This window comes from Staphylococcus sp. NWU MKU2 (assembly GCF_033283605.1).
Classification (GTDB): Bacteria; Bacillota; Bacilli; order Staphylococcales; family Staphylococcaceae; genus Staphylococcus; species Staphylococcus haemolyticus.
Map to the genome: position 1 here is coordinate 1 of NZ_JAVSMH010000002.1, position 26,306 is coordinate 26,306.

A 26,306-nucleotide genomic window follows, 5' to 3' on the forward strand; every position below is an offset into this window, starting at 1 on the left:
GGGGGCTTAGCTCAGCTGGGAGAGCGCCTGCTTTGCACGCAGGAGGTCAGCGGTTCGATCCCGCTAGTCTCCACCATATTAAATTTACAAACTAGATAACGGCGGTGTAGCTCAGCTGGCTAGAGCGTACGGTTCATACCCGTGAGGTCGGGGGTTCGATCCCCTCCACCGCCACTACTTATTAGTTGTAGAATTATAATTTGGACCTTTAGCTCAGTTGGTTAGAGCTAACGGCTCATAACCGTTCGGTCGCAGGTTCGAGTCCTGCAAGGTCCATATAATTTTGGAGGAATACCCAAGTCCGGCTGAAGGGATCGGTCTTGAAAACCGACAGGGGCTTAACGGCTCGCGGGGGTTCGAATCCCTCTTCCTCCGTATTTTATTGGTCTCGTAGTGTAGCGGTTAACACGCCTGCCTGTCACGCAGGAGATCGCGGGTTCGATTCCCGTCGAGACCGCCATTTAATAATTTTATAGTAATTTACATTTAATTAGTGGAGGAATACCCAAGTCCGGCTGAAGGGATCGGTCTTGAAAACCGACAGGGCCTTAACGGGCCGCGGGGGTTCGAATCCCTCTTCCTCCGCCATTAATTATTATCGCGGGATGGAGCAGTTCGGTAGCTCGTCGGGCTCATAACCCGAAGGTCGGTGGTTCAAATCCGCCTCCCGCAATTTATCTTTTAGGTCTCGTAGTGTAGCGGTTAACACGCCTGCCTGTCACGCAGGAGATCGCGGGTTCGATTCCCGTCGAGACCGCCATTACAAATTATGGTTCAGTAGCTCAGTTGGTAGAGCAATGGATTGAAGCTCCATGTGTCGGCAGTTCGACTCTGTCCTGAACCATTTTGTTATGCCGGCCTAGCTCAATTGGTAGAGCAACTGACTTGTAATCAGTAGGTTGGGGGTTCAAGTCCTCTGGCCGGCACCATCTCATGGAGGGGTAGCGAAGTGGCTAAACGCGGCGGACTGTAAATCCGCTCCTTCGGGTTCGGCAGTTCGAATCTGCCCCCCTCCACCATCTTAAATTAGGGACATAGTTCAACGGTAGAATAGAGGTCTCCAAAACCTTTGATGTGGGTTCGATTCCTACTGTCCCTGCCATGGCGGTTGTGGCGAAGTGGTTAACGCATCGGATTGTGGTTCCGACACTCGAGGGTTCGATTCCCTTCAACCGCCCTTAATTTTATTAATGGGCTATAGCCAAGCGGTAAGGCAACGGACTTTGACTCCGTCACGCGCTGGTTCGAATCCAGCTAGCCCAGTTATTGGCGGCATAGCCAAGTGGTAAGGCAGAGGTCTGCAAAACCTTTATCACCGGTTCAAATCCGGTTGCCGCCTCCATGCACGATGCGGGAGTAGTTCAATTTTAGAACACATTCCTTCCCGGAATGAGGTATAGGTGCAAGTCCTATCTTCCGCTCCATAATTTTTAATAATGCGGGAGTATTTCAACTCTTAGAATATGTTCCTTCCCGGAACAAGGTATAGGTGCAAATCCTATCTTCCGCTCCAATAATTTTTAATAATAATGCGGGAGTATTTCAACTTTTAGAATACGTTCCTTCCCGGAACGAGATATAGGTGCAAATCCTATCTTCCGCTCCAATAGTTTTTAATAATGCGGGAGTATTTCAACTTTTAGAATACGTTCCTTCCCGGAACGAGATATAGGTGCAAATCCTATCTTCCGCTCCATGTTTTTGCTTCCAAATGGAAGTTTTTTATTTATCAAAAATTGAGCCGGCGTGGCGGAATTGGCAGACGCGCGGGACTCAAAATCCCGTTCCTGTATTGGAGTGTCGGTTCGACCCCGACCGCCGGTATATATTTAAATTCTTTTAGGAATTTTTAGAGTGGAAATGTTGTTAAATCAACGTTTTCACTCTTTTTTTTATATTTTTAGACACTTTTAGAAACTATTTTTATGTCACATCTATGTCACAAGAGGGGACTAAATTAAAAATTTATGTCACAAGTTATGTCACAACTCATTAATGATTTTAAGAGCTTTCTTATTATCTTTTTCATAAGTTTCTTTTAGTAAATGACCATAATCTTTTAATGTTATATCAATTGAAGAATGACCTAATCTTTTAGAAATATAGTATATATTCAATCCTTCATGGATTAACAAAGAAGCATGTGTATGTCTAAATGCATGACTAGTAATATTTCTATCAATACTTAATTGACTACAAGCTTCACGTATAGATTTATTAACAGTTGAATTTGTTATTTGTTTACCTTTATTCACAAATACATATCCTTCAATTGAAGTTGTGTGATTATCTATATAATTTATAAGTAATTTTATTAATGACTTTGACACTGTTACCGTTCGTGCTGCTGATTTGTTTTTAGTGCCATTTAAGAAAATAGTGGAGTTCGCTTCGTTAATATCTTTTCTAGTTAAATTAATGCAGTCTGAAAATCTTCCACCAGTTTCAATCATTAATAATATCAGATGAGTAGATGCTGAATAATAACGTGTTTTATTTAAGTAATAAGTCTTTATTTGTTTTAATTCATCAATATTAAAATATTTATCAGTTTCTTTTTTGATAGGAGGTTTAGAAGATTCTATTTTTACATTAAATGTAAAATCTTTAGTTAATAAACCGTCAAATATAGCCGTTGATACTGCTTTTTTTATAAACTGGTTTAAACGTCCTAATTGATCTTGGCTTAAGCTATTTTTAAAACTTGTTATGAATAATTGATATTCATTTCTGGTTACCTTATTTATTGGTTTTTCTTTAAAATACTTTTCAACTTTAGAGCAGTATCTATCGTAATTATTATAAGTTTTAGCACCTACATAATCTTTAATATATATTTCTTTCCATTCTTTTAAATACTGTGAAAATGCTATTTTATTATAAGGATTTATCCCCTTAGTTAAATTATTTAACAATTCATTACCTGCTAGAGTAGCCTCACGTTTGGTTGTAAAAGAGCCTTTTCTATAACGTTTATTCTCAAAAAATAAATCATATTGCCAACTGTTACCACGTTTTGTTACTTTCATGATGTCTTTCCTCCTAAAAATAAGGTAGTCTAAGCTACCTTATAATGATGTTTATTCCTTTTCTAAAGTAACTGAATATAAATTATCATCTTTAAAAATAGAAGATAAGTCTGATAACAAAAATATATTCGAAGATATTTAGTAAAATTAATTTTTTGTGATTAAAATAATAATAATTAAAATGACCAACTATATATCAATTTCATGAATTTTTAAGCCTTTGATATGAAAATTATTTATAAAAGATAGATTAGAGTATTTAATTGAGTAAAAATAGAGATTTAGAAAAATAAAAGTAGTAGGTAGTTTGAAAAACGTACTGAGTTTTAGAAGGGAAGTACAGTTATATATAGTAACTGCATGTTCAATTTGATTTAAAGGGATTAATGAAGTAATTTCATTGCTTATAGAATAATAAGAATTAGATGTTTCTCTAATGAATACTGAAGATGATAAACGTTCATTAATGTATAAATCATTACCTGAAATTAAACATTCTAATTTACTAGGCATCTCCATATATTTAACATTAATATCATCAATCAGCTCCTTATATTGATGCATAATTCTCACTCCTTATTTAGTTTTAGTGATTATAAATTGTTTTTTTTTATCTAAACATCAACTCCTATATATGTTTAAATTATGCATAATTTATATAAAAAAAGAGAACACACTTAAACTAATACTTATTTATTAGTAAGTTAGCGTTCTCTTTATTTATCGCTATTTCTTTTGCTTTTTATATATTCTATGAAGTTTATAATTTCATTCATTTCTTTGTCATTAACGTCGTCACTAATATGTGCAGCAATAATTTCACCTTTGTGGCTTAATTTTCTCTCTTCATCGGTGGGTCTTTTAGGTTCTACATCATAACCTAATAACCAAGCCTCACTTACATTTAGTGCTTTAGCTAAAATATATAACTTTTGTTGGCCTGGAGAAGTTTTACCATTAACATATTGACTTAAATCAGTTTTAGTTACTTTAACACCATCACTATCTTTTAACATATTTGCTTTATTGATTACGTCAATTTGCTTCATTCCATTTTGCTTCATAGCTTCTTTTAGTCTAACGCTAATAGTACTTCTCATTTTTTAAGGGCCTCCTTAAAGTCTATAGACATATTATATATAAGATTGAACAAAAGTTCAATAATAAAATTCAAAATTATTGAATAAAAGTATTGCGCGCAAATTTATTCTGTGATAAATTAAACACAGGTTCAATAAAATTGAACAAAAATTAAAAGGAGGTGGATAATATGAAATTTGATTATTCAGCTTTAAATGGTCGTATTTTTTCAAAATATGGAAGTCAGTACGCATTTGCTAAAAGTATTGGACTATCAGAAAGAAGCCTTTCATTGAAATTAAATAATAAAGTTTCTTGGAAAGATAAAGAGATGGCGAAAGCTATTGATTTACTAGAACTTAAAGAAGATAGTATTCCAATATATTTTTTTAATCGCAAAGTTCAATAGTATTGAACTTTTTGGAGGTGAAAGAAAATGATTGATTTAGTAAATTTAGACGCCTTAAATAAACTCATTGATTCAAGAATTTTAGAAAAACTAACAGAAAATATTGATAAAGAAGAAATTTCAACATGGTGGGATATTGATGATTTAAAAAGAGAATGTAAGAAAGGGCGTCAATGGTGCATCGACATGTTAAATTATCCCCCTTTTAAAGAAGAGTTAAAAGAGTTAAATATAGTCTATTATCCAACAGCCAATAGAGAAGGTTACTCAATGATAGCTGACAAAATGAAAGAGTGGCTAGTAAAAAATCATTCAAGAATAAGAGCTTCAGCTAGAACTTTTAGAGCTAACTAAAGGAGGTAATTAAATGTGACTTATTCAGAATTAGCATTTTTAATAGCATATTTAATGTTTCTAAGTGCTTCATTTTTATTAATGCTATTAGGAGTTTATTTTACTACTGCTCTAGGTACTTCAGGCATTATATCTATATTTACCTTTATATTTTTTGATAGTTACTTTATTAAAACTTTAAAAAAAGACTGAATGCTAACGGCAATTAGCAAACAGTCAAATAAAAAATAATTTTTCAAATTTATTTTAAAGCAACTTTAGGAGGATATCAACATGCAAAACTTAAAAAATTTGAAACAAAATGAAATAAGATTTTTAGTAATTAATGAAGTTAATAAGTTGAGAGTGTTATTTGAACGCATTAAGAATGAAACTAATTATGAGCCAACTGCTTATATTCTTACTTCTATTAAGGGGAAAGATTATTCTGAAGGTGCAATATTTATACGAGGTAATAGTGAAAATATCATTGATATCATGCTTAATGATAAGAGTACAGAAAATATTGTTAGTGGCTATTGTGAGGCAAAAATTGCTAAATATTTAGGTAGTGATATTGATGAATAGTAAGATGAGTCTTCAACTTATATATAAAGAATTAATTGATGAATTTTTAGTTTCTAGTGAACGATGTTTATTAGAAATTGAGAGAAATAATAATGATCAATTAATAATTAACTTTTTACATTATAGCGATAAATATAAAACTAATAATAAATTAATACAAATTCTTGAAATTTATCCAGACTCTCATGTGAGACTAAAGAACTTAGTTATTGAAGTTTTAAGAGGACGAAAAATTATTCAAAAAGGAGTGAAGTGAAATGAATCAATTTCAAGAATTAGAACTACAAGAATTAAGAGAGTTAGATAATTTTGATATTAGAGAAACTTTTAAAATTAAAGATTTGAAAACAGCTAATTGGGCATTCAAAAAGTTAAACGCAATAAGTAATAAAGAGAATGAAATTAATAATTTGGCCGGAGATGAAATTGCTCGAATTGAAACTTGGCAAGAGAAAGAATTAAATCAAATTCAGCAACAAAAAGAATATTTGGAGCACCTTTTAAAAGAATACTATATTCAGCAAAAAGAAAATGATAAGAAATTTAAATTAAGTACACCCTACGGAAAAGTATCTTCAAGAGTTGGTGCTAAAGTATTACAGATTAATAATGAACAAGCAATTATTGATGAACTTGAAAAAAGAGGATTATACAAATTTATTAAGATTAGTAAAAAACTTAATCAAGCTGATATTAAAAAGGATTTTAATTCAACAGAAAATGGCACTTTAATTGATGCTAATGGTGAAGTTTTAGAAGGAATTTATTTAGTTCAAAAACCGACCACATATACAGTTAAAGCTGGTGATTAGTATGTCAGATATTTTAAATCAGTTAGGCGTCAAAGATATTAGTAAACAAAATTCTAACAAATATTATAAATTCGCAATATATGGAAAATTCGGCACAGGTAAAACAACATTTTTGACTAAAGATAACAATGCTTTGGTGTTAGATATACACGAAGATGGAACTACAGTTACCCAAGATGGAGCAGTTGTACAAAATAAAAATTATAAACACTTCACTACTGTTATTAGAAAATTACCAAAAGTTTTACTTGAACTTAGGAAAATAAATAAGCAGATAGATATAGTTGTGATTGAGACTATACAAAAGTTAAGAGATATAACGATTAAAGATATTATGGAAAATAAAACTAGAAAACCTAGTTTTAATGATTGGGGAGAATGTGCTGATAGAATTGTGAGTATTTATAGATATATTTCTAAGCTTCAAGAAGAATATCAATTTCATTTAGCTATTAGTGGCCATGAAGGGATAAACAAAGATAAAGATGAAGAAGGTAGTACTATTAATCCTACTATCACTATAGAGGCGCAAGATCAAATACGTAAGGCAGTAGTAAGCCAATCAGATGTCTTAGCGAGAATGACTATTGAAGAATATGATTTAGATGGCGAAAAAACTTTTAATTATATTTTAAATGCAGAACCTTCAAATTTATTTGAAACAAAAATTAGACATTCCCCGAATATAAATATTAGTAATAAAAAATTTATTAACCCTTGTGTTAAAGATATTGTAGATGCCATTAGAAATGGAAACTAATTTAAAGGAGAGTATTTAGGTATGAAATTTAACTTAGATTTAAATGGAGCAGAAGAAATAGGCAATTATATTCCAGCAGGACGATTTAGTGTGAGAATTAAAGATTTTGTAGCAAAGGAATCTAAAAATGAACACCCACAGTTTGCTATTACGTTTACTCATAAAGAAGAAGGAGAATTCACTCATTATGCTAATGCAGATCTTAATAATGAATTTGCAAGGAATTGGTTGTATACATTCTTAAGATTATTGAATATAACTAATAATAACTATCAGTTCTCATTTACAGAAAATGATATTATTGGCAAACCTATTAATATCGAGTTAAAGCGTGAATATAATGAATACACTGATAAATTCAGGAATAATTTAAAGAAGATTTGGAAATTCGATGGTACTCCTGTATTTGAAAAATTCACTGATAATAATGATGATGTTTCGTCAAAAATAAAAAGAGGAGAACAAAAATTTAGCATTGAAGACGACAATTTCCTTAATAATCTAGAAATCACTGATGATGATTTACCTTTTTAATGAGGTGATTTAAATGACAGGTTGGATAAGTTTACATCGTTCAATTCTAAATCATTGGTTATTCAAGGAAAAGAGAAAATTCTCGCGATTTGAAGCATGGATCGATTTGTTATTATTGGTAAATCATACTGAAAGTAAAATAATGGTTGATGGAGAGTTAATAATTGTAAAACGTGGACAAAGAATTACTTCACTTAGACAGTTGAGAGAGCGTTGGAATTGGTCAATAACCAAGGTGAATAATTTTCTAAAAGCGTTAGAAGACGAGACGATGATTGAGTTAAAAAAAGACACGAAAAAAACAATTATAACCATTGTGAAATATGACTTTTATCAACATGACAATTTAAAAAAAGAAAACAAAAAAGACACTGAAAAAACAGTGGAAGAACAGTCAAAAGACACTGAAAAGACACAGAAAGAAACAAACAATAATGATAATAATGTAAATAATAATAATAATGGGAATAATGAGAACAAGAGAGATGAGTTAAGCAACGACGCCCAATTTAAAGATGTATTCAATCTTTATCAAGAAAATATAGAACAAACTCCTAGTCCAATAACTATACAAAAATTCACTCAAGATTACGAAGAATTCGGGAAAGAATTATTAGGATATGCAATAGAAAAAGCAGCTTTATCAAACGTTCATAATTATCGCTTTGTTGACTATCTATTGAAGGATTGGCGTAAGCAAAATTTAAATAATCTCAATGCAGTAGAGCAATACGAACAGCAACGACTACAACAAAAACAACATAAAAATTTTAAAACATACTCAAGAGAAAAAACACCAAAATGGTTGGCTAATCGCAACCAAAATAATTATAAAAGCGAGGTAAACCCTAATTTCGAAAAAGAAAGAGCAGCTTTTAGAAAACAACTAAAAGAAGATTGGGGGGAGTCATAATTGTCTAATATCCGCAAAGTTATGCAATGTGCTGGCAAAAGACTTGAATTCACTGACGAAGAAATAACACGTATGCAAGAATTAAATATAACTCGAGCTACAATTACAGCTCGAGTTAAAAATGGATGGCCAAGATATTATATCATTAACCAGCCTAAAGAGATGTCTAGAGAAGAATATGATAAATTGCTTGAAATAAAAAAATTAGCTGAAAAAAACAGGAAAAAGAGAGAAATAAAAAAGCAACAACTTTTATTAAAAGAAATGAAAGCTAAAGAACATTTACAGAAATACCCTCAAAAAGTTAAAGCATCAAAATATTATTACAATTTATTAAATTATGCTCTAAAAGCTTTCAGATAATTTGCAAAGGAGAAAGATATGATCGATAAGAATTTTAACTTAAAAGAATTTAATCGAGATTATGAATTATATGATACTTATAAATTTCTAGATGAGTTACTCAGAATCAAAAGAAATTATACTTCATTGATTAATTATTTAAGGTTAAAACTAGAAATAAATCCTGCTAGTTCACAGTATTTGGGAATACTACATTATGTGGACGAGTTAGAAAGTAAAAGAAAAGTGAATCAATTAACTATTTTAGAAAAAGCCAATGCTTGGGATAAATATATTAGCGATGTACGAGAAAGACTAAAAATTTCGATAAAAAGCGATGAAGAGATAGAAAAGGAATTACAAGAACTAATATGTAACTATTTAAAGTGAGGTTATGAGTATAATGGAACTTTTAATTAAAAATATTGAATTATGGAGTAAAGATCGTTCTTTAAATACTGCGTGTCCTATGAAGCAGTATGACAAATTAATTGAAGAATATGGAGAACTAGTTAAGGGACTAAATAAAAATAATAAGCAATTAATTATGGATAGCATTGGTGATATGTTTATAGTTATGACAATAATGATGCAACAAACTAATGGAAATATAAAATTGGCTGAAGAAATTTCAAAATATTATGAAGGTGAATCAACAACTGTTAATTACATTAAACATCTTAGTAAATTAGGTGACATGTTGAATAAATTACTTAATGAAAATGCTGCAAATACTTATTTATTCACAAATATACAGACAGAAATATCTAATTTATTATCATTGTTGCATAAAACGGTAACCGAATATAAAACGAGTTTATCTTACTGTGTAAAACTTGCTTATGATGAAATTAAAAATAGAAAAGGGAAAATAATTGATGGTAAATTTATTAAAGAAGATGATTTAGATAATCTAAATTAATTACTTAATGACATCAGGGGTTATTACAGCATGAAAGATTTATTGGTTGAGTATAGGAAAACTAGATTAGCTGTATTGAAAAAAATTAAAGAGATAGAAAAAAGTGCAAATGAGATAGAAGATTTACCAATCTATAAAAACATCTTAAGTGATATAGAATACTCAATTGAATGGTTAAAAAAGGGACATGAACCTGGTAACTATAATGCTATTGATAAATCTCAATGCTACTTAGTTGATCAACAAGTGATTAACAAAGTAATAAGTGAATCTATTTATAAAAAAATATCTACAATTGAGTATTCAGATATTATAAACAATGTTAACCACAAAGTGAATTATGCATTAATGCGTCTAACAACTACTGAATTAGAGTGTTTTATAATGATAAAATGTGAAAAATTAACTTATAGAGAATGTGCAGATTTATTAAGTATCAGAATTGGAACTGTTCAAAAATATATTGAAAGAGCTCTAAATAAAATAAATACTGAATTGGAAACAAATATATTTATAAACTAAAATTTGTCTTAAAGATGATACATAAGTAGAAGGTTAAGTCCTTCTGGCATGTTCTCCTAAAGCCTACCTGTAATGATACGGGTAGGTATTTTAATTTTATAAAGCTAATAGCGTGAGAGTTGGTGGTAAAAGAAATGGCTAGAAAAGGTTTATATGAAAAGTTAGATATAGAGAGTAAATTAGGATTAGTTGAAGGTTGGAAAAGAGATGGATTAACAGATGAGCAAATAGCTAAAAATCTAAGCGTATCAAAACATACTTTAATTAAATGGAAAAAGAATATTCCAGACTTTTTAGACGCCATAAAAAAAGGAAAAGAAGTTTCTGACTATGAATTAGAAAATGCACTACACAAAAGAGCTGTAGGTTATTACTATGAAGAAGAAACAGTTACAAATACTGGAAAAGTAGTGAGAGTTAAGAAATATGAACATGCTAATCCTACATCCCTAATATTTGCGCTTAAAAATAGATTACCACATAAATATAGAGATAAAGTTGAACAAGAAATCACTCAGAAAAACATAGAAATTAACATCGGTGATTATGATGACGACGATTAGACTTAACTTTAAATATCCCAATAAAGTATTCAATAAAAATATATATGAAATTTTAGAAGATTATTCTAATTTTACTGAGGTTCATTATGGTGGTGGTTCAAGTGGTAAATCACATGGTGTAGTACAAAAGGTTATTATAAAGTCTTTAAAAAAATGGAAATATCCTAGAAAGGTATTATGGTTACGTAAAGTTCAAGCAACTATTACAGATAGCCTGTTTGAAGATGTAAGAAGTTGCTTGATCGATTTTAAGATTTGGGATTTGTGTAAATGGAATAAGACTGATAATAAAGTAGTGCTACCTAATGGCGCTATTTTTTTATTTAAAGGGTTAGATAACCCTGAAAAAATAAAATCAATTAAAGCAATATCTGATGTAGTTATGGAAGAAGCTTCTGAATTTACACTAGATGATTATACACAACTTACGTTAAGTTTAAGAGAAAAGAAACATGTCCAAAGACAAATATTTTTAATGTTTAACCCAGTTTCAAAATTAAATTGGGTTTACAAAGCATTTTTCGAACCTAGCCAACAACTTCATGATGTTCTAATAAGGCAGTCTAGTTATAAAGATAATAAGTTTTTAGACGAATTAACTAAAAATAACTTAAAACAGTTGGCCGATAGAAATCCTGCTTACTATAAGATTTATGCGCTTGGTGAATTCGCTACGTTAGATAAACTAATATTTCCAAAGTATACAAAACAATTTATTAACTTTGAAAAAGTAAAACATTTACCTTCATATTTTGGTCTAGACTTTGGATATATTAATGATCCGAGTGCTTTTATTCATGTGAAAGTAGATTTAGATAATAAAAAGCTATACATCTTATCTGAGTTTGTTAAAAAAGGGATGTTAAATGATGAAATAGCCAATTTAATTATTAATTTAGGGTTTGCTAAAGAAGTTATAATAGCGGACTCAGCTGAACAAAAAAGTATAGCAGAGATTAAAATAAAAGGCGTCAGTAGAATAGAACCAGCTATGAAAGGAAAAGATAGTATTTTAACTGGCATTCAATACATCAGTCAATTTGAAATAATTGTCGACGAAAGATGTTTTAAAACCATAGAAGAATTAGATAATTACACTTGGAAAAAAGATAAAAAAACAGGTGAGTACTATAATGAGCCAGTTGATTCTTATAACCATTGTATGGACGCATTAAGGTATGCAGTTAGTAAATTAATATTTAAAAATAAAACTGATAGCGCAGATATTAAAAGTTTAAAACAAATGAGAAGAATGTTTTAAGGATGTGAACTAATGACAATATACAACCGTGATATTAACAACATAAAGTTCTCTAAAGTTGCTAATGATGATTTTTTATTAACAAATGTAGAGCAATTACTTAAAGAAGAAGTATTGCTAAGTTTAATAAATAAGCATAAAACTGAACAGTTACCTAGATTGATTATGTTAGAAGATTATTATCTTAATAGAAATACAGATATATTAACTGATAAAAGAAGAGTTACTGATTTAAGTGATAAATCAGATCATAGAGCTGTACATAATTATGCTAAATATGTAACACGCTTTATAGTAGGATATTTAACTGGTAATCCTATCAGTATTACTCATAAAGATGAAAAGACAAATGAAGCCATAGCCAATTTAAATGTTACTAATGATGCAGATGCAACAAATAGCGATTTAGCACTTAATTTATCAATATATGGTAGAGCATATGAAATTGTTTATAGAGACAAAAATGATGTAGATAAATTTAAAGTGCTTGATTCTAAAAATACATTTGTAGTGTACGATAACACCTTAGAAAAAAAGATTATTGCAGGTATAAGATATTATATAGTTAAAGATAATGACAATTTACCAGTACAAAAGATAGAAGTATACACAGTTGATAGGATTTTTTATATTACTACAAAAAGTGGAAAGTTTTTAGCTATTGATTCAATTAAACATTATTATAATGATGTGCCTATAATAGAGTATTTAAATGACCAATTTAAGCAAGGTGATTTTGAAAATGTGATTTCTTTAATCGACTTATACCATAGTGCACAATCGGATACTGCTAATTATATGACAGATATAAATGATGCAATGTTAGCTATTGTAGGAAATGTTGAAATAGATGGAGATGATGCACATAAATTCAGACAAGCTAACATGGTGCATATTAAACCAAATATTAATTCAAATGGTTCTGATAGCAATGCTGAAGTAAAGTATATTTATAAACAATATGAAGTTAATGGTGCCGAAGCTTATAAAACGAGGTTGCAAAGAGATATTCATAAATATACAAATACTCCAGATTTAACTGACGAAAATTTTAGTGGGGTACAATCTGGTGAATCAATGAAATATAAGCTTTTTGGTTTAGAACAAGTGCGATCAATAAAAGAAAGATTATTTAAAAAGGGCTTAATGAGACGTTATAAAATTCTATTTAATAATCTTAATTTAACAAGTGTATATAACTACGACTACACAAAAATTGAAATTACTTTTACACCTAATTTACCTAAATCTTTATCTGAATTTATTGAAGCATTCAATGCACTTAATGGAGGAGTTTCAGAACAAACAAGATTGAAACTTTTGCCTATTATTGAGAATCCTAATGATGAGATTAAAAAAATGGATAATGAAAGAAAGAAATTAAGAGAAGAAAGTGATCATTCATCATTTGAATTACCCATTACTCACATAAAAGAAATGACTGATAGTTATGACAGATAGTCAGGATTATTGGTTAGAGAGGGCTCAAAATGTTATAGAAGCGGAGACATTAGCTGATGCCCAAGCTACTTCAGAAATAGAACGTATTATTATGTTAATGTATGCAGAAATAATGAGGGAACTACTCGCCTTTTATGCAAAATATGCAACGAATACAGGATTAACAATTCAAGAAGTCATGAAAAAAACAGATGACTTTGATGTATATGCGTTTCGAAACAAAGCTAAAAAATATGTGAAGCGTAGAGATTTTAGCGATGAAGCAAACAAAGTACTTAAACTGTATAACTTGACTATGAGAGTATCTAGAGAAAAATTATTAAAGCAACAATTAGATTTGATAGTCAAAGATTCCACTTTAGATATTCAAGATAAGATAGAAAATAAATTAGTTGATGCGGTTGATAGAGAAGTTGAAAGACAAGCACATATACTTGGTAAACATGTAAAAATTGATGAAACTGAAGTACAGGCAGTCGTTAACAGTAATTTTAAAGGTGTGAAGTGGTCTAAAAGATTATGGCAAGATATGGCTGTAGTTCAAAAAGAAGTGGAAAAAACGACGAGCAATGTATTACTTAGAGGGAGACATCCTAATGAGTATGTATCTGAGTTTAAAAAGCAAACAAATGCCACTACTTATAATGCTAGTAGATTGTTAGTTACTGAATCTGCACGTGTTCAGGCTGAATCACAGAAGCTAACTTATCTTAAAGAATTAGGTGAAGATGGCGAGTACAAGTATGTAGCAAAAATTGACAAGAAAACATCTAAAATATGTCACACATTAAATGGCAAAGTATTTAAAGTTAAAGACATGGTTCCAGGCATCAATGCTCCACCAATGCACCCTTGGTGCAGAAGTACTACAGTACCGCATGTGGGAAACTGGCGGGATAATTTCTTTACTGAGCGTAAAAGTAAGTATCAAGTGCAGAACAATGTATTAGAAAAAGAAAAATTACAAGAAAAAGCAAAAAAAGAAATGCTTGAAATGTTACGTAGTGGTAAAATAAAGATAGAATTGAATAATGAAAAGCAAGAACGCCATATTTTAAATACAAAAGCATACTATAATAAGAAATATAATTCTTCTATCTTGCCAAGTTATATTACGCTGGATCCCAAGGAGATTGAAAAAATAACTAAAAAAGAATTTATTAATTTTCCTGTTTTATTTGATGATGAAGGGAAATTTAGAAATAAACAAATTATTAACTACAACAAGATAATCGGCAAATCTTATGTAAATGATGAATATATTGAAACAAAATTAGGTAAAGTTCATTATTCTAAAACTGGTTTTCATGTGGTACCTTACATTAAAAAGGAGTGATTAATTTGAATTTACAATATTACTTAGGAAAAATTGTCAAATTAACTCTTACTAATAATAAAGTATTAGTTGGAAAAGTGACAGATTTTGATGATAAATATGATAATTTTGATGGATTTAATTCAATAGAAATAGATACAGGTAGTATTTTATACGATATAACAGAGAATAAAATTAAATCAATTGTTTTAAACTGAAAGCATCCTTTCTACCCATATAAATAGAAAGTGGTGCTATTTTTATACACTTTTTTAACCTTCCACGGAAGGTTATTTTTATGTCCAAAACGTGCTGATGACGTTATAAAAGCAAGTATGGAATGAAAAGTCGACAGACTATAAACGGAGGTATATCTCATGGAAAACAACCAAAGTAATATTACTGAAGAAGCAAAAAGCAATGAGAAATTAGAAACACCTAATGAACAAGCCCAATATAATGAGAAAACATTTTCCCAAGAAGAAGTATCTCAAATGATTAAAGACCGTCTAGCTAGAGAAAGAAGAAAATCTGATGAGTGTATTAAAGACGCTATTCAAGAAGCTGAAAAACTGGCCAAGATGAATAAAGACCAAAAAAGTCAATATGAGATAGAAAAACTTATGAAAGAGAATGAAGCATTAAAAGCTGAAAAGGCATTATCTCAAATGAGAAATGAAACGCGTTCAATGCATAGTGAATCAGGTGTAGAAAACTTTGATGATCAAATCATAAATGTATTAGTGAATTCCGATGCAGAAACAACAAAGAAAAATGTTGAATCATTTACTAACTTATTAAATAAAATGGTTAAAAGTAACGTTGAGAAAGCATTACGACAAAATTCACCAGTCAATACTCAAACAACTGGCATGACAAAGCAAGATATTATGTCAATTAAAGACGATGTACAACGGCAAAAGGCAATTGCACAAAATATAAATTTATTTTCTTAACTAAATGGAGGTTGAAAATATGGTAGCAGAAGAAAATGTAATTTTAAAAGAACATTTAAGTCAAGCAAAGTCGATTGATTTTGCGAATCGAATAGGGAACAATATTAATAAATTATTAGAAGTACTTGGAGTAACCAATAAATTACCTATGACAATTGGTTCAAGTATTAAATTATATAAATTCACAGTACAAGATCCAAGTTACTCTACTTATGAAGGAGATGAAATTCCTTTAACAAAAGTAAATAGAGAACTTGCACAAACTATTGAATTACAGTTTGATAAATATCGTAAGGCAACAACAGCCGAAGCTATTCAAGCTCATGGCTTTGATTTAGCAGTTAATAAAACGGATAATGAATTACTTAGACATGCACAAAAGAAAATAAAAACTGATTTTGCGCAAGTTATGAGTGATGCAGCTGGTACGGTATTAGATAGTAATAAACGTGCGCTTACATCTAAAAACTTACAAGGGGCATTAGCGAAAGGTAGAGCCAAATTATCAACTGTTATCGACAGTGATATTACACCTATTGCTTTCGTTAATCCAGATGATACAGCTGAACATTTAGCAAATGGATTAATTGTTTCAAATGGTTCTTTATTTGGAATGGGACTACTTACTAACTTTGTGGGAGTTAAACTTATTGAACTATCAGATGTTCCACAAGGTGAAGTTTGGATGACAGTATCTGAAAATTTAAATATTGCATATGCAGATCCAAGTGGAGAGTTAGGTCAAGCATTTAATTTTGCCACTGATGAAACAGGATTTGTCGGCGTCTTACATGATATTCAATCAAGTCGATTAACTGCTGAAACTATTTTAATGGCTGCACTTAAAGTATTTCCAGAAAATATTGATGCAGTTGTAAAAGTGAAACTTAAAGATGAAAAAGAAAAGGCAGTAAGTCCTGAATAAGTGGGTAAATAGATGAACTATTTAGATAGTGTAAAAAAACGTATCGGATTGATTGATAACTTTCAAGGTGAGCAGTTAAATGTTATTATTCATAATGTAAAAGATGAATTATTAGCACTATTGCCAGTAGTAAAGCAAGAAGTGCCGGAAGAAATTGGATTTATTGTAATTGAAGTTGCAACTAAAAGATATAATCGAATTGGAGCTGAAGGAATGTCTTCAGAAAATCAAGATGGTCGTTCAAGTAGCTATGAATCACACGACTTTGATGAATATAATGGTGTATTAAATAACCTTTTTTATAAACAAGAAAAGAAAGGCTTCGTTAAATTTTATTAATGAATTATAAAGATAGAGTTACATTATATAATCAAAGTGAATCTAGATACAATCCAGCTACTAAACGAAAAGAAGTTACAAGAGAATATATAGAAAATGTAGTTTGTAATCGTAATTGTCTAACAGCAGAGAACACAAGAGTTGAGTTTGGTGAAATTACTCAGGATATCAATGTCCTAAGAATACCGAAAGTAATAAATTATATACCCACTCATGCATTAATTGAAAACAGAGAATATAAAATCGTTAAGGTGAAACATTATCAACATACAACTTCGATATTTATTAGAGAGATTAATCCATGAAAGTTGAAGGTGCAGAAAAATTAAAAAGAAAACTACAAATGATGCATAATGACATAGATGAAGATATTGATTTTATTTTGAAAAACAATGCTAATGAAGGTGTTGAAATTGCTGTTAGAAATGCCCAACAAGCTTTTGTGAAAGGATATTGGACAGGTAATTTAGTTAGACAAATCAAAGCTAAAAAGACTGGACTATTACAGTATGAAGTGATATCTAATGCTCATTATAGTGGATATTTGGAATATGGAACGCGGTACATGAGAAAAGAACCATTTATTTTTCCAACCTACTTAACTTTGAAAAAACAAGTACATGAAGATATAGAAAGACTAATTCATGGATAGGAGTTAATTATGACAATTAAATATACGCCTGCACAATTACTATATGATGCTACTTTTACTGCACTAAAAGGATTAGGTATTGAAGTTATAGATTCAAAAGATATAACTAATAAAATACCTTATCCTTTTTTTGTAGTTGGACAATTTAAAACAATTAAAACAGAGTATACATTTAATTCATATCATGGCACTTTTAATGGAACTATTGACGTATGGAGTAATGATAATGATTTAGGAGAGCATAATCTTTGTGTAAATTATGCTGAAACTATTTTATCTGAAATTACTGAAATTGAAGATTACCAAATTAGATATAAAGAAATCACTACTAATACAATTATTGATTACTCTACTGATATAGAATTACTTCATACAATAATAAATATTGAATATGAAGTTTTATAGGAGGTTAATTTATGTACAAAGACAGTAAAGATAGACTTTACTTATTTAGAAAATGTGGTGAAAGAGTTAATGCCACTAAAATGATGTTTATGACTGAATTTGAGAATGAATTGGAAAATGATTTTGATATTGAAGAAACAATGGATGGAAGTTATACAAGTGATGGCAAATTAGAGAATACTCTGTCTGCAACTGCTAAAGCGAACTATACTGATCCTCTTTGCGATGAATTTGAAGATGCAGTAAGAGATAAAGTAGCTTATGAAGCTTGGGAAATAGAGAGTAAAATTGCTGGTGAAAATGAAAATCAAGGAAAATTTAAAGCTAAATATCATCAAGGACGTTTTAAAAAATTTAAACGTAAAGGTGAGAATGGTTCAGTAGAGGAATATGAAGTTGAATTTGCAGTACACGATAAATATCAACGTGGTTATGCAACTATTACAGAAGAAGTAACTCAAAAACTAGCGAAAGTAGGCTATAAGTTCCATGATACTACAAAAGAAGACTATGCTAATGATGGATTAGCACCAAAAATTATTACGCAACCAGTTGTTAATTCAAACAGAATCGATAATTCAACCGCATTAGATAATCGAGAGAATCTAGAAACACATGAAAATTCAAATGAGTTAACTCATTAATTTTAAAAATAGTTATTTTAAGTAAGTAGGTTTTGACGACCTACTTATTTTTATTAGGAGGATTTATTAATGATTACAATTAAAAACGGACAAAATGAATTAGAATTAAAATTTGGTTTAGGCGAATTAAATGCAATTGATAAAGAATTAGGTTATGAAGTTAGGGATATTAATTTAGGTGAAGGCTTAGAAACGTTACTACCTAAATTACAAACAGGTAATGTACTCGCCTTATCAAAAATTATTAAAGCTTGTACTAAAGGTCAAAAAGGAAGACCTAAAAATGATGAAGAATTAGAAAAAGTATTAAATGGCATCTTCAATGAATATGGCTCATTCAGAGCATTTGGAAAAGTATTAATTGAAGAATTGGGAAACAAACCTTTAACCCAAGATTTAGTAAAAACGAGATAATTGAAAATCCCAAAGAATCTACAAAAGAGAAAATGACTTACGATAGAATAGTTATTATTTGTATGAGTGAATTAAACATAAAAAGCTTGAAAGAGATTAATAATCTAACTTTATCTGAATTTAATTATCGTATGTACGCTTTAAGATTTGAAATTTTACGCAAAGAGTATGATTTATATAAATTGGCTTTTGCTATAAGAGACGCAGCTGCAACTAAGAATATTGGTACTGAAAAGAAACCTAAAGAAGCGTATGTTTTCAAATCTGTAAATGACATCATAGATTATGAATATAATTACAAACGCTTATTAGAAGGTAAACAAATTATGTTTACTAATGAGAAGAAAGAAATAGATCCTGAACAAAATGCTTTATTTGAAGTAATAGCAGAAATTAACAAACATACTTAAATTTGGAGGTGAGGATACTATGAGTGGAAATACAGGATATTCAGTTAGCACAACACTTAAAGCAAGCACTTCTAAATTTAAAAGTGAAATTGAATCTGCAATAAAAAAAATTGAAAAATTTGAGAAAATCGCTTTTAAAATTAATGATTTAGAATTGAAAGCTAATGATAAAGCATTACAGTCTAAATTAATAAAAGCAGAAAATTCATTGAAAAGATTAGAAAAATCTAAACATCTCGTGACTATAGATAGTAATACACAAAAAGCTATTTCCAAAATTAATCAATTAGAACAAGTCTATAATGTTTTAGATAATAGAAAAATTGATTCTATTATAGATATTTCCGATAATATGGCTAAAGTTAAATTGTCTAATTTCACAAGAATGATTAATGTACTAGATCAAACACAAGCTAATCCACATATAGATTTTAATGATAAAAAAGCTGTTGCAGAAATAAATCGTTTTAAGTTTGATTTAAATAATCTAGATGCTAAAAAAGTAAATACTGAAGTTGCATTAAATATAAGTAATGCAAAAGCAAAATTAAACAAATATAAAATTGCTACTGATGTACTAGATAATAAACGTATTAATACTGCAATTGATTTATCAGACAAGCTCTTTATGTTCAAAGCTAATCGCGTAAAAAGAACTTTACGATCTATAGAAAATAATACTAGTAAAACAAAAGTTGAAGTGGAAACTGCTGCTAGTATTGCTAAAATTTCTATATTTAAGAAGATACTTAAAAGTATTCCTAATAAAATTAAGGTTAAATCAGAAACAGAAACCAACATGTCTAAAAATGAAATAGACAGTTTGATTGCAAAAATCAACCAATTTAACCAAGTAATAAAGAGTAAAGTAAGTAATTCAATGGGGAACTTAGGAAGTAGTATTTCGGGTATAATTCGTGGTGTAGTTATGGCTTCATTTACGTCATTAATACCAATTGTAGCTAGTTTAATACCAGTAATTGCTATGATTGGTAATGCGTTAGCTGTCGTGAGCGGAGGTGCACTAGGCATGGCAGGTGCATTTGGAATTGCAACTGTAGGTGTCGGCTCATTCGCAGCTATAAGCTTGTCTGCGTTAAAAATGCTAAAAGATGGCACTTTATCAGTTACGAGCGAAGTGCAAAATTACCAATCTTCAGTGGATAATTTAAAATCTGCATGGCAAAGTATTGTGAGTTCAAATCAATCTCAAATTTTTAATACATTAGCAATAGGTGCCAATATTGCTAGAAATGCTTTAACGCAATTATCACCATTTATTAGTGAAGTTGCTAGCAAGGTTGAAGATAGTGCAGGACGCTTTCAAACATGGGTTGAGTCCTCTGATACGGCTAACAAGGCATTTAGCACTCTAAGAACTGATGGTATGACGATATTTGATAATTTACTTCAATCTGCGGGTAAATTTGGTGATGGTTTAGTAAGGATATTCACTCAATTTAGTCCACTATTTGTATTCATGGCTAAAGGATTAAATGATTTAGCAGAAAAATTTGATATATGGTCTTCTAAAGTTTCTACTTCTCAAGGTATTAATAATTTTATTAATTATGTAAAAACTAATCTACCTATTATAGGTAAAATATTTGGTGATACTTTCATAGGGATTGTAAGTATTTTTAAAGCTTTTGGTTCTAATTCTTCTTCATTATTAGGCTCTATTTCAACATTAGCTAGTCAATTTAGAACATGGGCTGAAAGTGTTGGTCAATCCAAAGGATTTCAACAATTTATTGATTACATTAATGAAAATGGGCCAATTTTAGCTTCGATAGTTGGAAATGTTGCAACAGCATTAATAAACTTTTTGACTTCTATGTCTCCAATTGGTTCAGTAGTACTTAGTGTTTTAAACGCAGTAGCAGGGTTTATTGCTACGCTATTTGAAGCTCATCCTGCAATAGCGCAAATATTAGGAGTCATTGGAATATTTGTTAGTATATTAATGACTGTTGTGCCAATAGTCATGGATGTAGTTGGTGTACTTTCCTTAGTGATAGAAGCTTTTTCAGCTATTAGTGCTCCAATACTTATAATTGTTGCTATAATCGGTGTTTTAATAGGAATATTTATTTATTTATTTATGGAATACGAACGAAACATTTAGAAACGCAGTTATATCAGTATGGAATACAATCACGACATATATATCTAATTGTATTAATGTAGTTACGACAGTGGTAATGACAATATGGGGAACTTTAGTTGTTTGGTGGCAACAAAACAATCAATTAATCATGGATACCATAATGATTATTTGGAATGGAATTTCAGTATATATTATGACAATAATTAATATAATAGTAGCAATTATTCAAACAGGTTGGAATATTGTAGTTACAGTTATACAAACTGTTTGGTCGAATATAACAGTTATTATTCAAACTGCTATTACTATCGTATTAAATATTATTACCCTAATTATGCAAATGATTACTGGAAATTGGTCAGGAGCATGGAATACGATTTTATCAATTGGTTCAACTATATGGAATGCTATTTGTACAATTGCAAATTCGTTATTTAATGGATTGTTAGGAATTCTAACATCAATTTGGCAAGGAATTGTTTCAATCGCTAGTGCATTATGGAATTATCTGAAAGAAGTAATAGTTAATAGAATTGTTGCGGCTTATCATTTAGTAGTTTCAATTGCACAACAAATTTGGTCAGCTATAGCATCAAAATTTAGTGAAATGGTTTCAACTGTTCAAGAAAAAATGAGTCAATTTTACAATGCAATTAAAGAAAAAATTCAAGTGCTCTTAGTGCTATACAAGGATCTGTAGGGAGCTTTTTAAGTGCTGGTAGAGATTTAATAATGGGATTAGTTGATGGGGTGGCGAGCATGGCGGGAAATTTAGTTGATAAAGTAAAAGATGTAGTAGGCAGGGCTATAAACGCTGCTAAAAGTTTATTACATATCGCTTCTCCATCAAAAGTGTTTAGAAGTATAGGTAACTATACAATGTTAGGTTTGATAGTAGGAATAAATGGGCAATCGGGAAGAGTGATTGATTCAGTATCAAGAGTTGCTTCAGGAATGGTAAACGCATTTAGTCCTAACTTTGAAACAACTAATATTCCTAATTTGACAGGAAGTTTTAGTGGCATTAATGGAAATATCAATACTATGGTTCAGCATAGTCATACAGTGGATATAAATCCTCGTATGAAAACAGTAAGAATTGAAATGAACGTTGATAACGATGCATTAACAAGTATTGTAAATGATCGCAACGCCTGAATCGTTCTATTTTTGAGTTATAAGGAGGTAATTAAACTGGATATTGAAATAACAAAATTAAATGGTGATAATTACCGACTGTCAGATTATGGAATTAATGTAAAAGACGTAGTAGTTGAAAACATTGAATCAGAAGACAAGTTTCAAGATTATGAAGGTATTCATGGTAGACATTTAATAAGTAGTGTTTATCGAAAAAGAAAAATCTTGGTACCTGTCTTTTTTATTGCTAGAGATAATATAGATTATTCTTTACAAAGAAACTTACTTTATGAACTTGTTCAAGACATTAATCCTTTTTGGATACGTGAATTGAGAAAAAGTAAAAAAGATAATTATATTTTTAAGGACACAGTGGCTAGTGAGTATCAAATTGTTGATAAAAATCAAAACCCTGTATACCAAAATAACACAGACCAGTTTGTTACAGCTAAAAGATATCTAGTTAAATTAACTAATATCTTGAATCCTACGCAAAAAAATTATACGGGCAATGTTCAATTAGAATTTGAAACAACGAAATTACCATTTGCAGAATCTATAGGAACAAGTTTAGAACTGCATCAACAATTTATTAGTGATTTATGGTCAATTGATGAAGAAATTGATCTAGAAGATGAAAGTAAACAAAAATATATTTTTGAAAAAGTTAATTCTGGTAGAGTTTATTACCATGGTTCTATTCCTAACAATCAATTTAATATGTATAAAAGGATAAAAATTATTTTAGGTCATAATACAAATAAATTTATATGGTCTTTAAATAATAAAATTATAATGAGTATTAAAGGTCTTGAACTTAAAAAGGGAGATCAAATTGAATATGACTCTTTAAGGATTTTAAAAAATGGAGAAAGTATAGTTCGTTATACAAATTCAGAATTACCCACATTTGAAAGTGGATATAATAACTTTGTTTTAAATCAAACAATTAAAAGAATTGAATTTGACATGAGGTTCTATAGCAAATAGGAAGTGGTAATAATTTGATTAAATTAATAAATTATATTAACCAAGCTTTTTTACTACCTGTAACTACAGAAGTTATTGAAAAAATAAGTGGAGAAAGCGAATTAAAGTTTGAATTTGTAGAAGATGAATATAATAAAACACTAATTGATAATATATCTAAAAAATGGAAAGTTACAAACGTAAATGGCTCTGAGGATAATAAAGAATTTGTGATTACATTTATAAAAAAAGAATCTAATTCAAAATCGGTAAAAGTATCAGTAGTAGCGAAAGAAAAGCAAATAGATGATTTGAAAAGCAGAATTATATATGAAAATTTAACAGGTAATTATACAGCTAAAAAATTTTTTGAAATTGTGTTTGCTGATAGTTTATATAATTTTGTATTAAAAGATAAGGTATATTCGAAAAAATGGGAAAATGCAGGCGACGGTGAAAATAAACTTGAAACTTTTAAAAAAGGGTTAGAACGATACGGTTTAGAATTTGAATATAAACCTGAGATTAAAACTTTTGTACTCAAGAAGAAAGTATTTCATTTAGCTAATTATTATATAAAAAATGGTACGAATGCTCTGAATTTTAAATTAGAAGAAGATTCAAGCGATCTTTATACGTATATAAAAGGATTTGGAAACTATAATAATAAATTTCAAAATGCAGGCTTAAAGCTAGAATATAAACATCCACTTATAGATACAATTGGTAAATATGAAGCACCCCCAGTAAAAGATGGTAAAATTAATGATAGTAAATATTTAATGTCGAAAATGAAGGAAATTGTTAATAATTCATTTAAATATTCATTATCGCTTGATTTTATAGCATTGCAAGATGAATTTCCTGAAGCAGTAGTACACGTTGGTGGTATTGTACCGGTTAAAGATAGTCCGCTATTGATTAATGATAATATTAGAATTATAGAAGTAAAAACAAAAAGAGATGAAAATAATAATATTTTTAAGCAAGAAGCTACTCTAGGAGATTATAAAAGAAGTGAACGATATTTATCGTTGGTAAATAATAGCGTTACCTATACTAAGGATTTAGCTAATAAAAATATTAATTTTGAAGCAAATCAAAATAAAGTTAACTCATTAATTAGCGATACAGAAAATTTAATTAGCATGGGGAATGCATTAAATGCTAATAGCAATGGTTTAACTTTAATTAATAAACTCAATATTATTGCATTAACTAAATCAAAAGGTATTCAAATTAGTAATAATGGAGGAGATAGTTTTAAAGCATTAATTAATGATGGTTTATTAAATACTGAATTAATACCATTAGCTACAAGTACTAGTGATGGAATTATGACTAAAGAGGATAAATTGTTGATTAATCAATTTCACAATCAAAATGTAAATAAAATGATTATGACAAATATAAATAAAATATTAAATAAAGATGACAGTATTTTACTAAGTAAGTCCGTTTCTGATACTAGAAATGGACTTATTTTAGATTGGAAAGATACAGAAAATAATATAAATTTTTATCAAATAATACCCAAAGAAGCATTATTACCAAAAGATGAAGTTTTATTATCATTTCAATTTAATAATTATATAAGTAAACGAATACATTTAAATAATCATTTTATAACTGGAAATGAAATAAATGTTTTAAATGAAGCAAATAAAATCATTTTGGAAAGTATATTTGAATATTAGGGAGGTAAAAGATGAAATTAAATTTATCGCCTATTTTTAGAGATTTTAAAAATGACGTTGAACAAAATTTTAAGGAACTTGCAGAAAAACTACCTGAAGTAAAAGAAAAAAGTATTATTGAAAAAATGATTAATGATTCTTTTAATAAGAAATATGATCAATTACAAAAAGAAATCAGAGCGATTGTACTTCCAGAAATGTCGCCACTGGAAATAACTAGTCAATTTGAGGATAGCAAAACGGATTTAAAAGGAATTAAACATCAAAATTTATCAGAAAGAATTCAAAAAGATATAAATAATTTAATTGAAAAATATCAACTTAATAGCTTTAAAGTAACACAAAATGGCTCAATGGTAACTGATTACTATAAATATTCAAGTGAATTAGAAAATATAACTAAAATTCATTGTATTGGAGATTCAGTAGCTAAAGGACTACGTGCAACAAAAAACTTTGGTGAATATTTGTCTGACAGATTAAATGCACCAGTTGTTAATTTAGCAGTTAGCGGTGCTACTATGTCAGAAACTTATTCAAATAGTATATTTAGCCAAGCTTCGAAAGTAAGAGAGGGGAATTTAGTTATTGTCCAAGGAACTGATGATGACTGGATAAAAAATATTGCTATTGGTACTAATAAGAGTGATACTTCTACATTTTATGGTGCTTTTATCCAAACTATTAGAAAGTTACAAGAGAATAATAACAACGTTAAAATAATTGTAATGACCGCAACTAGACAGCTACCAATAAACAGGGTGAAATATATAGAAAAGACACAGATAGAAACAATTTAGG

The 26,306-nt window shown here is 29.6% G+C and carries 35 protein-coding genes, 20 tRNA genes and 1 pseudogene; 53 read left to right on the forward strand and 3 right to left on the reverse strand.

Annotated elements, in window-relative coordinates; genetic code table 11:
* From SBL15_RS03295 to SBL15_RS03390, 20 genes are all read left to right on the forward strand, one after another.
* Positions 1-76 (forward strand) — tRNA-Ala (locus SBL15_RS03295).
* 24 nt (positions 77-100) lie between these two features.
* Positions 101-174, forward strand: a tRNA-Met gene (locus SBL15_RS03300).
* A 28-nt stretch (positions 175-202) separates the two neighbouring features.
* Positions 203-276, forward strand: a tRNA-Ile gene (locus tag SBL15_RS03305).
* A gap of 9 nt (positions 277-285) precedes the next feature.
* Positions 286-375, forward strand: a tRNA-Ser gene (locus SBL15_RS03310).
* 9 nt (positions 376-384) lie between these two features.
* Positions 385-460: transfer RNA gene (locus SBL15_RS03315), tRNA-Asp, on the forward strand.
* A 35-nt stretch (positions 461-495) separates the two neighbouring features.
* Positions 496-588, forward strand: a tRNA-Ser gene (locus SBL15_RS03320).
* 11 nt (positions 589-599) lie between these two features.
* Positions 600-673: transfer RNA gene (locus tag SBL15_RS03325), tRNA-Met, on the forward strand.
* Positions 674-684: 11 nt separating this feature from the next.
* Positions 685-760: transfer RNA gene (locus SBL15_RS03330), tRNA-Asp, on the forward strand.
* 11 nt (positions 761-771) lie between these two features.
* Positions 772-844, forward strand: a tRNA-Phe gene (locus tag SBL15_RS03335).
* A gap of 9 nt (positions 845-853) precedes the next feature.
* Positions 854-929: transfer RNA gene (locus tag SBL15_RS03340), tRNA-Thr, on the forward strand.
* Between the two features lie 6 nt (positions 930-935).
* Positions 936-1,019 (forward strand) — tRNA-Tyr (locus SBL15_RS03345).
* 9 nt (positions 1,020-1,028) lie between these two features.
* A tRNA-Trp gene (locus SBL15_RS03350) sits at positions 1,029-1,102 on the forward strand.
* A 2-nt stretch (positions 1,103-1,104) separates the two neighbouring features.
* Positions 1,105-1,177, forward strand: a tRNA-His gene (locus tag SBL15_RS03355).
* A 14-nt stretch (positions 1,178-1,191) separates the two neighbouring features.
* Positions 1,192-1,263: transfer RNA gene (locus SBL15_RS03360), tRNA-Gln, on the forward strand.
* 5 nt (positions 1,264-1,268) lie between these two features.
* Positions 1,269-1,342 (forward strand) — tRNA-Cys (locus tag SBL15_RS03365).
* Between the two features lie 8 nt (positions 1,343-1,350).
* Positions 1,351-1,424: transfer RNA gene (locus SBL15_RS03370), tRNA-Gly, on the forward strand.
* A 14-nt stretch (positions 1,425-1,438) separates the two neighbouring features.
* Positions 1,439-1,513 (forward strand) — tRNA-Gly (locus SBL15_RS03375).
* An 18-nt stretch (positions 1,514-1,531) separates the two neighbouring features.
* Positions 1,532-1,606 (forward strand) — tRNA-Gly (locus tag SBL15_RS03380).
* A 15-nt stretch (positions 1,607-1,621) separates the two neighbouring features.
* A tRNA-Gly gene (locus SBL15_RS03385) sits at positions 1,622-1,696 on the forward strand.
* 44 nt (positions 1,697-1,740) lie between these two features.
* A tRNA-Leu gene (locus tag SBL15_RS03390) sits at positions 1,741-1,824 on the forward strand.
* Between the two features lie 158 nt (positions 1,825-1,982).
* Here the strand turns inward: SBL15_RS03390 and SBL15_RS03395 are convergent.
* From SBL15_RS03395 to SBL15_RS03405, 3 genes are all read right to left on the reverse strand, one after another.
* Positions 1,983-3,029 carry a tyrosine-type recombinase/integrase gene (locus SBL15_RS03395; protein ID WP_233641476.1) on the reverse strand — a complete coding sequence of 349 codons (1,047 nt, stop codon included), beginning with the start codon at positions 3,027-3,029 and terminating at the stop codon, positions 1,983-1,985.
* A 189-nt stretch (positions 3,030-3,218) separates the two neighbouring features.
* Entirely contained in the window at positions 3,219-3,593 is a 375-nt protein-coding gene (locus SBL15_RS03400; protein ID WP_317955134.1) for a hypothetical protein, read from the reverse strand.
* Between the two features lie 152 nt (positions 3,594-3,745).
* Positions 3,746-4,129: a helix-turn-helix domain-containing protein gene (locus SBL15_RS03405; protein WP_142837013.1), complete on the reverse strand. Its 384-nt coding sequence runs from the start codon at positions 4,127-4,129 to the stop codon at positions 3,746-3,748.
* 170 nt (positions 4,130-4,299) lie between these two features.
* Here SBL15_RS03405 and SBL15_RS03410 point away from each other — a divergent pair, with 170 nt between their 5' ends.
* The 33 genes and pseudogenes from SBL15_RS03410 (at position 4,300) to SBL15_RS03565 (ending at position 26,305) form a co-directional block, all read left to right on the forward strand.
* Positions 4,300-4,518, forward strand: coding sequence for a DUF739 family protein (locus SBL15_RS03410; RefSeq protein ID WP_317955137.1), 219 nt, complete (start codon positions 4,300-4,302; stop codon positions 4,516-4,518).
* Between the two features lie 27 nt (positions 4,519-4,545).
* On the forward strand, positions 4,546-4,872 hold the full coding sequence (locus SBL15_RS03415) for a DUF771 domain-containing protein (RefSeq protein WP_107637860.1): 327 nt from the start codon (positions 4,546-4,548) through the stop codon (positions 4,870-4,872).
* 15 nt (positions 4,873-4,887) lie between these two features.
* Positions 4,888-5,064, forward strand: coding sequence for a DUF1270 family protein (locus SBL15_RS03420; protein ID WP_107637861.1), 177 nt, complete (start codon positions 4,888-4,890; stop codon positions 5,062-5,064).
* Positions 5,065-5,145: 81 nt separating this feature from the next.
* Complete coding sequence (locus SBL15_RS03425; protein WP_107637862.1) at positions 5,146-5,439, forward strand: DUF2482 family protein; 294 nt, start codon at positions 5,146-5,148, stop codon at positions 5,437-5,439.
* Positions 5,432-5,695: a hypothetical protein gene (locus SBL15_RS03430; protein WP_411861491.1), complete on the forward strand. Its 264-nt coding sequence runs from the start codon at positions 5,432-5,434 to the stop codon at positions 5,693-5,695. Before SBL15_RS03425 ends, SBL15_RS03430 begins: the two co-directional genes overlap by 8 nt.
* Before the next feature lies 1 nt (position 5,696).
* Complete coding sequence (locus SBL15_RS03435; RefSeq protein ID WP_233641474.1) at positions 5,697-6,251, forward strand: host-nuclease inhibitor Gam family protein; 555 nt, start codon at positions 5,697-5,699, stop codon at positions 6,249-6,251.
* 1 nt (position 6,252) lies between these two features.
* The gene (locus SBL15_RS03440) at positions 6,253-7,011 is read left to right on the forward strand and encodes an ATP-binding protein (protein WP_317955143.1); all 759 of its coding nucleotides are present in this window, start codon (positions 6,253-6,255) and stop codon (positions 7,009-7,011) included.
* A 21-nt stretch (positions 7,012-7,032) separates the two neighbouring features.
* Entirely contained in the window at positions 7,033-7,545 is a 513-nt protein-coding gene (locus SBL15_RS03445) for a DUF669 domain-containing protein (protein WP_317955145.1), read from the forward strand.
* A gap of 13 nt (positions 7,546-7,558) precedes the next feature.
* The gene (locus tag SBL15_RS03450) at positions 7,559-8,458 is read left to right on the forward strand and encodes a DnaD domain protein (protein ID WP_317955147.1); all 900 of its coding nucleotides are present in this window, start codon (positions 7,559-7,561) and stop codon (positions 8,456-8,458) included.
* Positions 8,459-8,821, forward strand: a complete 363-nt coding sequence (locus SBL15_RS03455; protein ID WP_317955149.1) for an SA1788 family PVL leukocidin-associated protein — start codon at positions 8,459-8,461, stop codon at positions 8,819-8,821. It begins immediately after the preceding gene.
* Between the two features lie 18 nt (positions 8,822-8,839).
* A complete protein-coding gene (locus tag SBL15_RS03460; RefSeq protein ID WP_233641471.1) occupies positions 8,840-9,190 on the forward strand; it encodes a hypothetical protein in 351 nt (116 codons plus the stop codon).
* A 13-nt stretch (positions 9,191-9,203) separates the two neighbouring features.
* A complete protein-coding gene (locus SBL15_RS03465; protein WP_233641470.1) occupies positions 9,204-9,722 on the forward strand; it encodes a MazG-like family protein in 519 nt (172 codons plus the stop codon).
* 30 nt (positions 9,723-9,752) lie between these two features.
* Complete coding sequence (locus tag SBL15_RS03470) at positions 9,753-10,244, forward strand: sigma factor-like helix-turn-helix DNA-binding protein (protein WP_107637870.1); 492 nt, start codon at positions 9,753-9,755, stop codon at positions 10,242-10,244.
* Between the two features lie 134 nt (positions 10,245-10,378).
* Positions 10,379-10,807 carry an HNH endonuclease gene (locus SBL15_RS03475; protein ID WP_075109284.1) on the forward strand — a complete coding sequence of 143 codons (429 nt, stop codon included), beginning with the start codon at positions 10,379-10,381 and terminating at the stop codon, positions 10,805-10,807.
* Positions 10,794-12,068 carry a PBSX family phage terminase large subunit gene (locus tag SBL15_RS03480; RefSeq protein ID WP_317955154.1) on the forward strand — a complete coding sequence of 425 codons (1,275 nt, stop codon included), beginning with the start codon at positions 10,794-10,796 and terminating at the stop codon, positions 12,066-12,068. The genes SBL15_RS03475 and SBL15_RS03480 overlap by 14 nt, the downstream gene beginning before the upstream one ends.
* Before the next feature lie 12 nt (positions 12,069-12,080).
* Positions 12,081-13,529, forward strand: coding sequence for a phage portal protein (locus SBL15_RS03485; RefSeq protein WP_317955156.1), 1,449 nt, complete (start codon positions 12,081-12,083; stop codon positions 13,527-13,529).
* Entirely contained in the window at positions 13,519-14,865 is a 1,347-nt protein-coding gene (locus tag SBL15_RS03490) for a minor capsid protein (protein ID WP_233641468.1), read from the forward strand. Before SBL15_RS03485 ends, SBL15_RS03490 begins: the two co-directional genes overlap by 11 nt.
* A 5-nt stretch (positions 14,866-14,870) precedes the next feature.
* On the forward strand, positions 14,871-15,062 hold the full coding sequence (locus SBL15_RS03495) for a hypothetical protein (RefSeq protein WP_037560577.1): 192 nt from the start codon (positions 14,871-14,873) through the stop codon (positions 15,060-15,062).
* 72 nt (positions 15,063-15,134) lie between these two features.
* A pseudogene (locus SBL15_RS12975) lies at positions 15,135-15,231 on the forward strand (hypothetical protein); the annotation flags it as partial.
* On the forward strand, positions 15,222-15,800 hold the full coding sequence (locus SBL15_RS03500) for a DUF4355 domain-containing protein (protein WP_317955162.1): 579 nt from the start codon (positions 15,222-15,224) through the stop codon (positions 15,798-15,800). The pseudogene SBL15_RS12975 and the gene SBL15_RS03500, both read left to right, overlap by 10 nt.
* A gap of 19 nt (positions 15,801-15,819) precedes the next feature.
* Positions 15,820-16,725: a capsid protein gene (locus tag SBL15_RS03505; RefSeq protein ID WP_107637875.1), complete on the forward strand. Its 906-nt coding sequence runs from the start codon at positions 15,820-15,822 to the stop codon at positions 16,723-16,725.
* Positions 16,726-16,737: 12 nt separating this feature from the next.
* Positions 16,738-17,064, forward strand: a complete 327-nt coding sequence (locus SBL15_RS03510; RefSeq protein WP_317955165.1) for a phage head-tail connector protein — start codon at positions 16,738-16,740, stop codon at positions 17,062-17,064.
* Between the two features lie 301 nt (positions 17,065-17,365).
* Positions 17,366-17,716: an HK97-gp10 family putative phage morphogenesis protein gene (locus SBL15_RS03515; RefSeq protein WP_317955167.1), complete on the forward strand. Its 351-nt coding sequence runs from the start codon at positions 17,366-17,368 to the stop codon at positions 17,714-17,716.
* Between the two features lie 9 nt (positions 17,717-17,725).
* A complete protein-coding gene (locus tag SBL15_RS03520; protein ID WP_107637878.1) occupies positions 17,726-18,121 on the forward strand; it encodes a hypothetical protein in 396 nt (131 codons plus the stop codon).
* 11 nt (positions 18,122-18,132) lie between these two features.
* Positions 18,133-18,765, forward strand: a complete 633-nt coding sequence (locus SBL15_RS03525; RefSeq protein WP_317955170.1) for a phage major tail protein, TP901-1 family — start codon at positions 18,133-18,135, stop codon at positions 18,763-18,765.
* Positions 18,766-18,834: 69 nt separating this feature from the next.
* Positions 18,835-19,179, forward strand: coding sequence for a tail assembly chaperone (locus SBL15_RS03530; RefSeq protein WP_317955172.1), 345 nt, complete (start codon positions 18,835-18,837; stop codon positions 19,177-19,179).
* Positions 19,180-19,241: 62 nt separating this feature from the next.
* Complete coding sequence (locus SBL15_RS03535; protein ID WP_107637881.1) at positions 19,242-19,589, forward strand: hypothetical protein; 348 nt, start codon at positions 19,242-19,244, stop codon at positions 19,587-19,589.
* 19 nt (positions 19,590-19,608) lie between these two features.
* A complete protein-coding gene (locus tag SBL15_RS03540) occupies positions 19,609-21,717 on the forward strand; it encodes a hypothetical protein (RefSeq protein WP_317955174.1) in 2,109 nt (702 codons plus the stop codon).
* Between the two features lie 70 nt (positions 21,718-21,787).
* Entirely contained in the window at positions 21,788-22,399 is a 612-nt protein-coding gene (locus SBL15_RS03545) for a hypothetical protein (protein ID WP_317955176.1), read from the forward strand.
* 59 nt (positions 22,400-22,458) lie between these two features.
* Positions 22,459-22,857: a hypothetical protein gene (locus SBL15_RS03550; RefSeq protein ID WP_317955178.1), complete on the forward strand. Its 399-nt coding sequence runs from the start codon at positions 22,459-22,461 to the stop codon at positions 22,855-22,857.
* A gap of 12 nt (positions 22,858-22,869) precedes the next feature.
* Positions 22,870-23,829 carry a phage tail family protein gene (locus SBL15_RS03555; protein WP_260677833.1) on the forward strand — a complete coding sequence of 320 codons (960 nt, stop codon included), beginning with the start codon at positions 22,870-22,872 and terminating at the stop codon, positions 23,827-23,829.
* 14 nt (positions 23,830-23,843) lie between these two features.
* Positions 23,844-25,505, forward strand: coding sequence for a hypothetical protein (locus tag SBL15_RS03560; protein ID WP_317955181.1), 1,662 nt, complete (start codon positions 23,844-23,846; stop codon positions 25,503-25,505).
* 11 nt (positions 25,506-25,516) lie between these two features.
* Entirely contained in the window at positions 25,517-26,305 is a 789-nt protein-coding gene (locus SBL15_RS03565) for an SGNH/GDSL hydrolase family protein (RefSeq protein ID WP_317955183.1), read from the forward strand.
* The last annotated feature ends 1 nt before the right edge of the window (position 26,306 follow it).

Bases quoted from the DNA above. Each gene is read 5' to 3' on its own strand.
- SBL15_RS03395 (WP_233641476.1), bottom strand. From the start codon at position 3,029: ATGAAAGTAACAAAACGTGGTAACAGTTGGCAATATGATTTATTTTTT.
- SBL15_RS03400 (WP_317955134.1), bottom strand. From the start codon at position 3,593: ATGCATCAATATAAGGAGCTGATTGATGATATTAATGTTAAATATATG.
- SBL15_RS03405 (WP_142837013.1), bottom strand. From the start codon at position 4,129: ATGAGAAGTACTATTAGCGTTAGACTAAAAGAAGCTATGAAGCAAAAT.
- SBL15_RS03410 (WP_317955137.1), top strand. From the start codon at position 4,300: ATGAAATTTGATTATTCAGCTTTAAATGGTCGTATTTTTTCAAAATAT.
- SBL15_RS03415 (WP_107637860.1), top strand. From the start codon at position 4,546: ATGATTGATTTAGTAAATTTAGACGCCTTAAATAAACTCATTGATTCA.
- SBL15_RS03425 (WP_107637862.1), top strand. From the start codon at position 5,146: ATGCAAAACTTAAAAAATTTGAAACAAAATGAAATAAGATTTTTAGTA.
- SBL15_RS03430 (WP_411861491.1), top strand. From the start codon at position 5,432: ATGAATAGTAAGATGAGTCTTCAACTTATATATAAAGAATTAATTGAT.
- SBL15_RS03435 (WP_233641474.1), top strand. From the start codon at position 5,697: ATGAATCAATTTCAAGAATTAGAACTACAAGAATTAAGAGAGTTAGAT.
- SBL15_RS03440 (WP_317955143.1), top strand. From the start codon at position 6,253: ATGTCAGATATTTTAAATCAGTTAGGCGTCAAAGATATTAGTAAACAA.
- SBL15_RS03445 (WP_317955145.1), top strand. From the start codon at position 7,033: ATGAAATTTAACTTAGATTTAAATGGAGCAGAAGAAATAGGCAATTAT.
- SBL15_RS03450 (WP_317955147.1), top strand. From the start codon at position 7,559: ATGACAGGTTGGATAAGTTTACATCGTTCAATTCTAAATCATTGGTTA.
- SBL15_RS03460 (WP_233641471.1), top strand. From the start codon at position 8,840: ATGATCGATAAGAATTTTAACTTAAAAGAATTTAATCGAGATTATGAA.
- SBL15_RS03465 (WP_233641470.1), top strand. From the start codon at position 9,204: ATGGAACTTTTAATTAAAAATATTGAATTATGGAGTAAAGATCGTTCT.
- SBL15_RS03470 (WP_107637870.1), top strand. From the start codon at position 9,753: ATGAAAGATTTATTGGTTGAGTATAGGAAAACTAGATTAGCTGTATTG.
- SBL15_RS03475 (WP_075109284.1), top strand. From the start codon at position 10,379: ATGGCTAGAAAAGGTTTATATGAAAAGTTAGATATAGAGAGTAAATTA.
- SBL15_RS03480 (WP_317955154.1), top strand. From the start codon at position 10,794: ATGACGACGATTAGACTTAACTTTAAATATCCCAATAAAGTATTCAAT.
- SBL15_RS03485 (WP_317955156.1), top strand. From the start codon at position 12,081: ATGACAATATACAACCGTGATATTAACAACATAAAGTTCTCTAAAGTT.
- SBL15_RS03490 (WP_233641468.1), top strand. From the start codon at position 13,519: ATGACAGATAGTCAGGATTATTGGTTAGAGAGGGCTCAAAATGTTATA.
- SBL15_RS03500 (WP_317955162.1), top strand. From the start codon at position 15,222: ATGGAAAACAACCAAAGTAATATTACTGAAGAAGCAAAAAGCAATGAG.
- SBL15_RS03505 (WP_107637875.1), top strand. From the start codon at position 15,820: ATGGTAGCAGAAGAAAATGTAATTTTAAAAGAACATTTAAGTCAAGCA.
- SBL15_RS03510 (WP_317955165.1), top strand. From the start codon at position 16,738: ATGAACTATTTAGATAGTGTAAAAAAACGTATCGGATTGATTGATAAC.
- SBL15_RS03515 (WP_317955167.1), top strand. From the start codon at position 17,366: ATGAAAGTTGAAGGTGCAGAAAAATTAAAAAGAAAACTACAAATGATG.
- SBL15_RS03520 (WP_107637878.1), top strand. From the start codon at position 17,726: ATGACAATTAAATATACGCCTGCACAATTACTATATGATGCTACTTTT.
- SBL15_RS03525 (WP_317955170.1), top strand. From the start codon at position 18,133: ATGTACAAAGACAGTAAAGATAGACTTTACTTATTTAGAAAATGTGGT.
- SBL15_RS03530 (WP_317955172.1), top strand. From the start codon at position 18,835: ATGATTACAATTAAAAACGGACAAAATGAATTAGAATTAAAATTTGGT.
- SBL15_RS03535 (WP_107637881.1), top strand. From the start codon at position 19,242: ATGAGTGAATTAAACATAAAAAGCTTGAAAGAGATTAATAATCTAACT.
- SBL15_RS03540 (WP_317955174.1), top strand. From the start codon at position 19,609: ATGAGTGGAAATACAGGATATTCAGTTAGCACAACACTTAAAGCAAGC.
- SBL15_RS03550 (WP_317955178.1), top strand. From the start codon at position 22,459: ATGGCGGGAAATTTAGTTGATAAAGTAAAAGATGTAGTAGGCAGGGCT.
- SBL15_RS03565 (WP_317955183.1), top strand. From the start codon at position 25,517: ATGAAATTAAATTTATCGCCTATTTTTAGAGATTTTAAAAATGACGTT.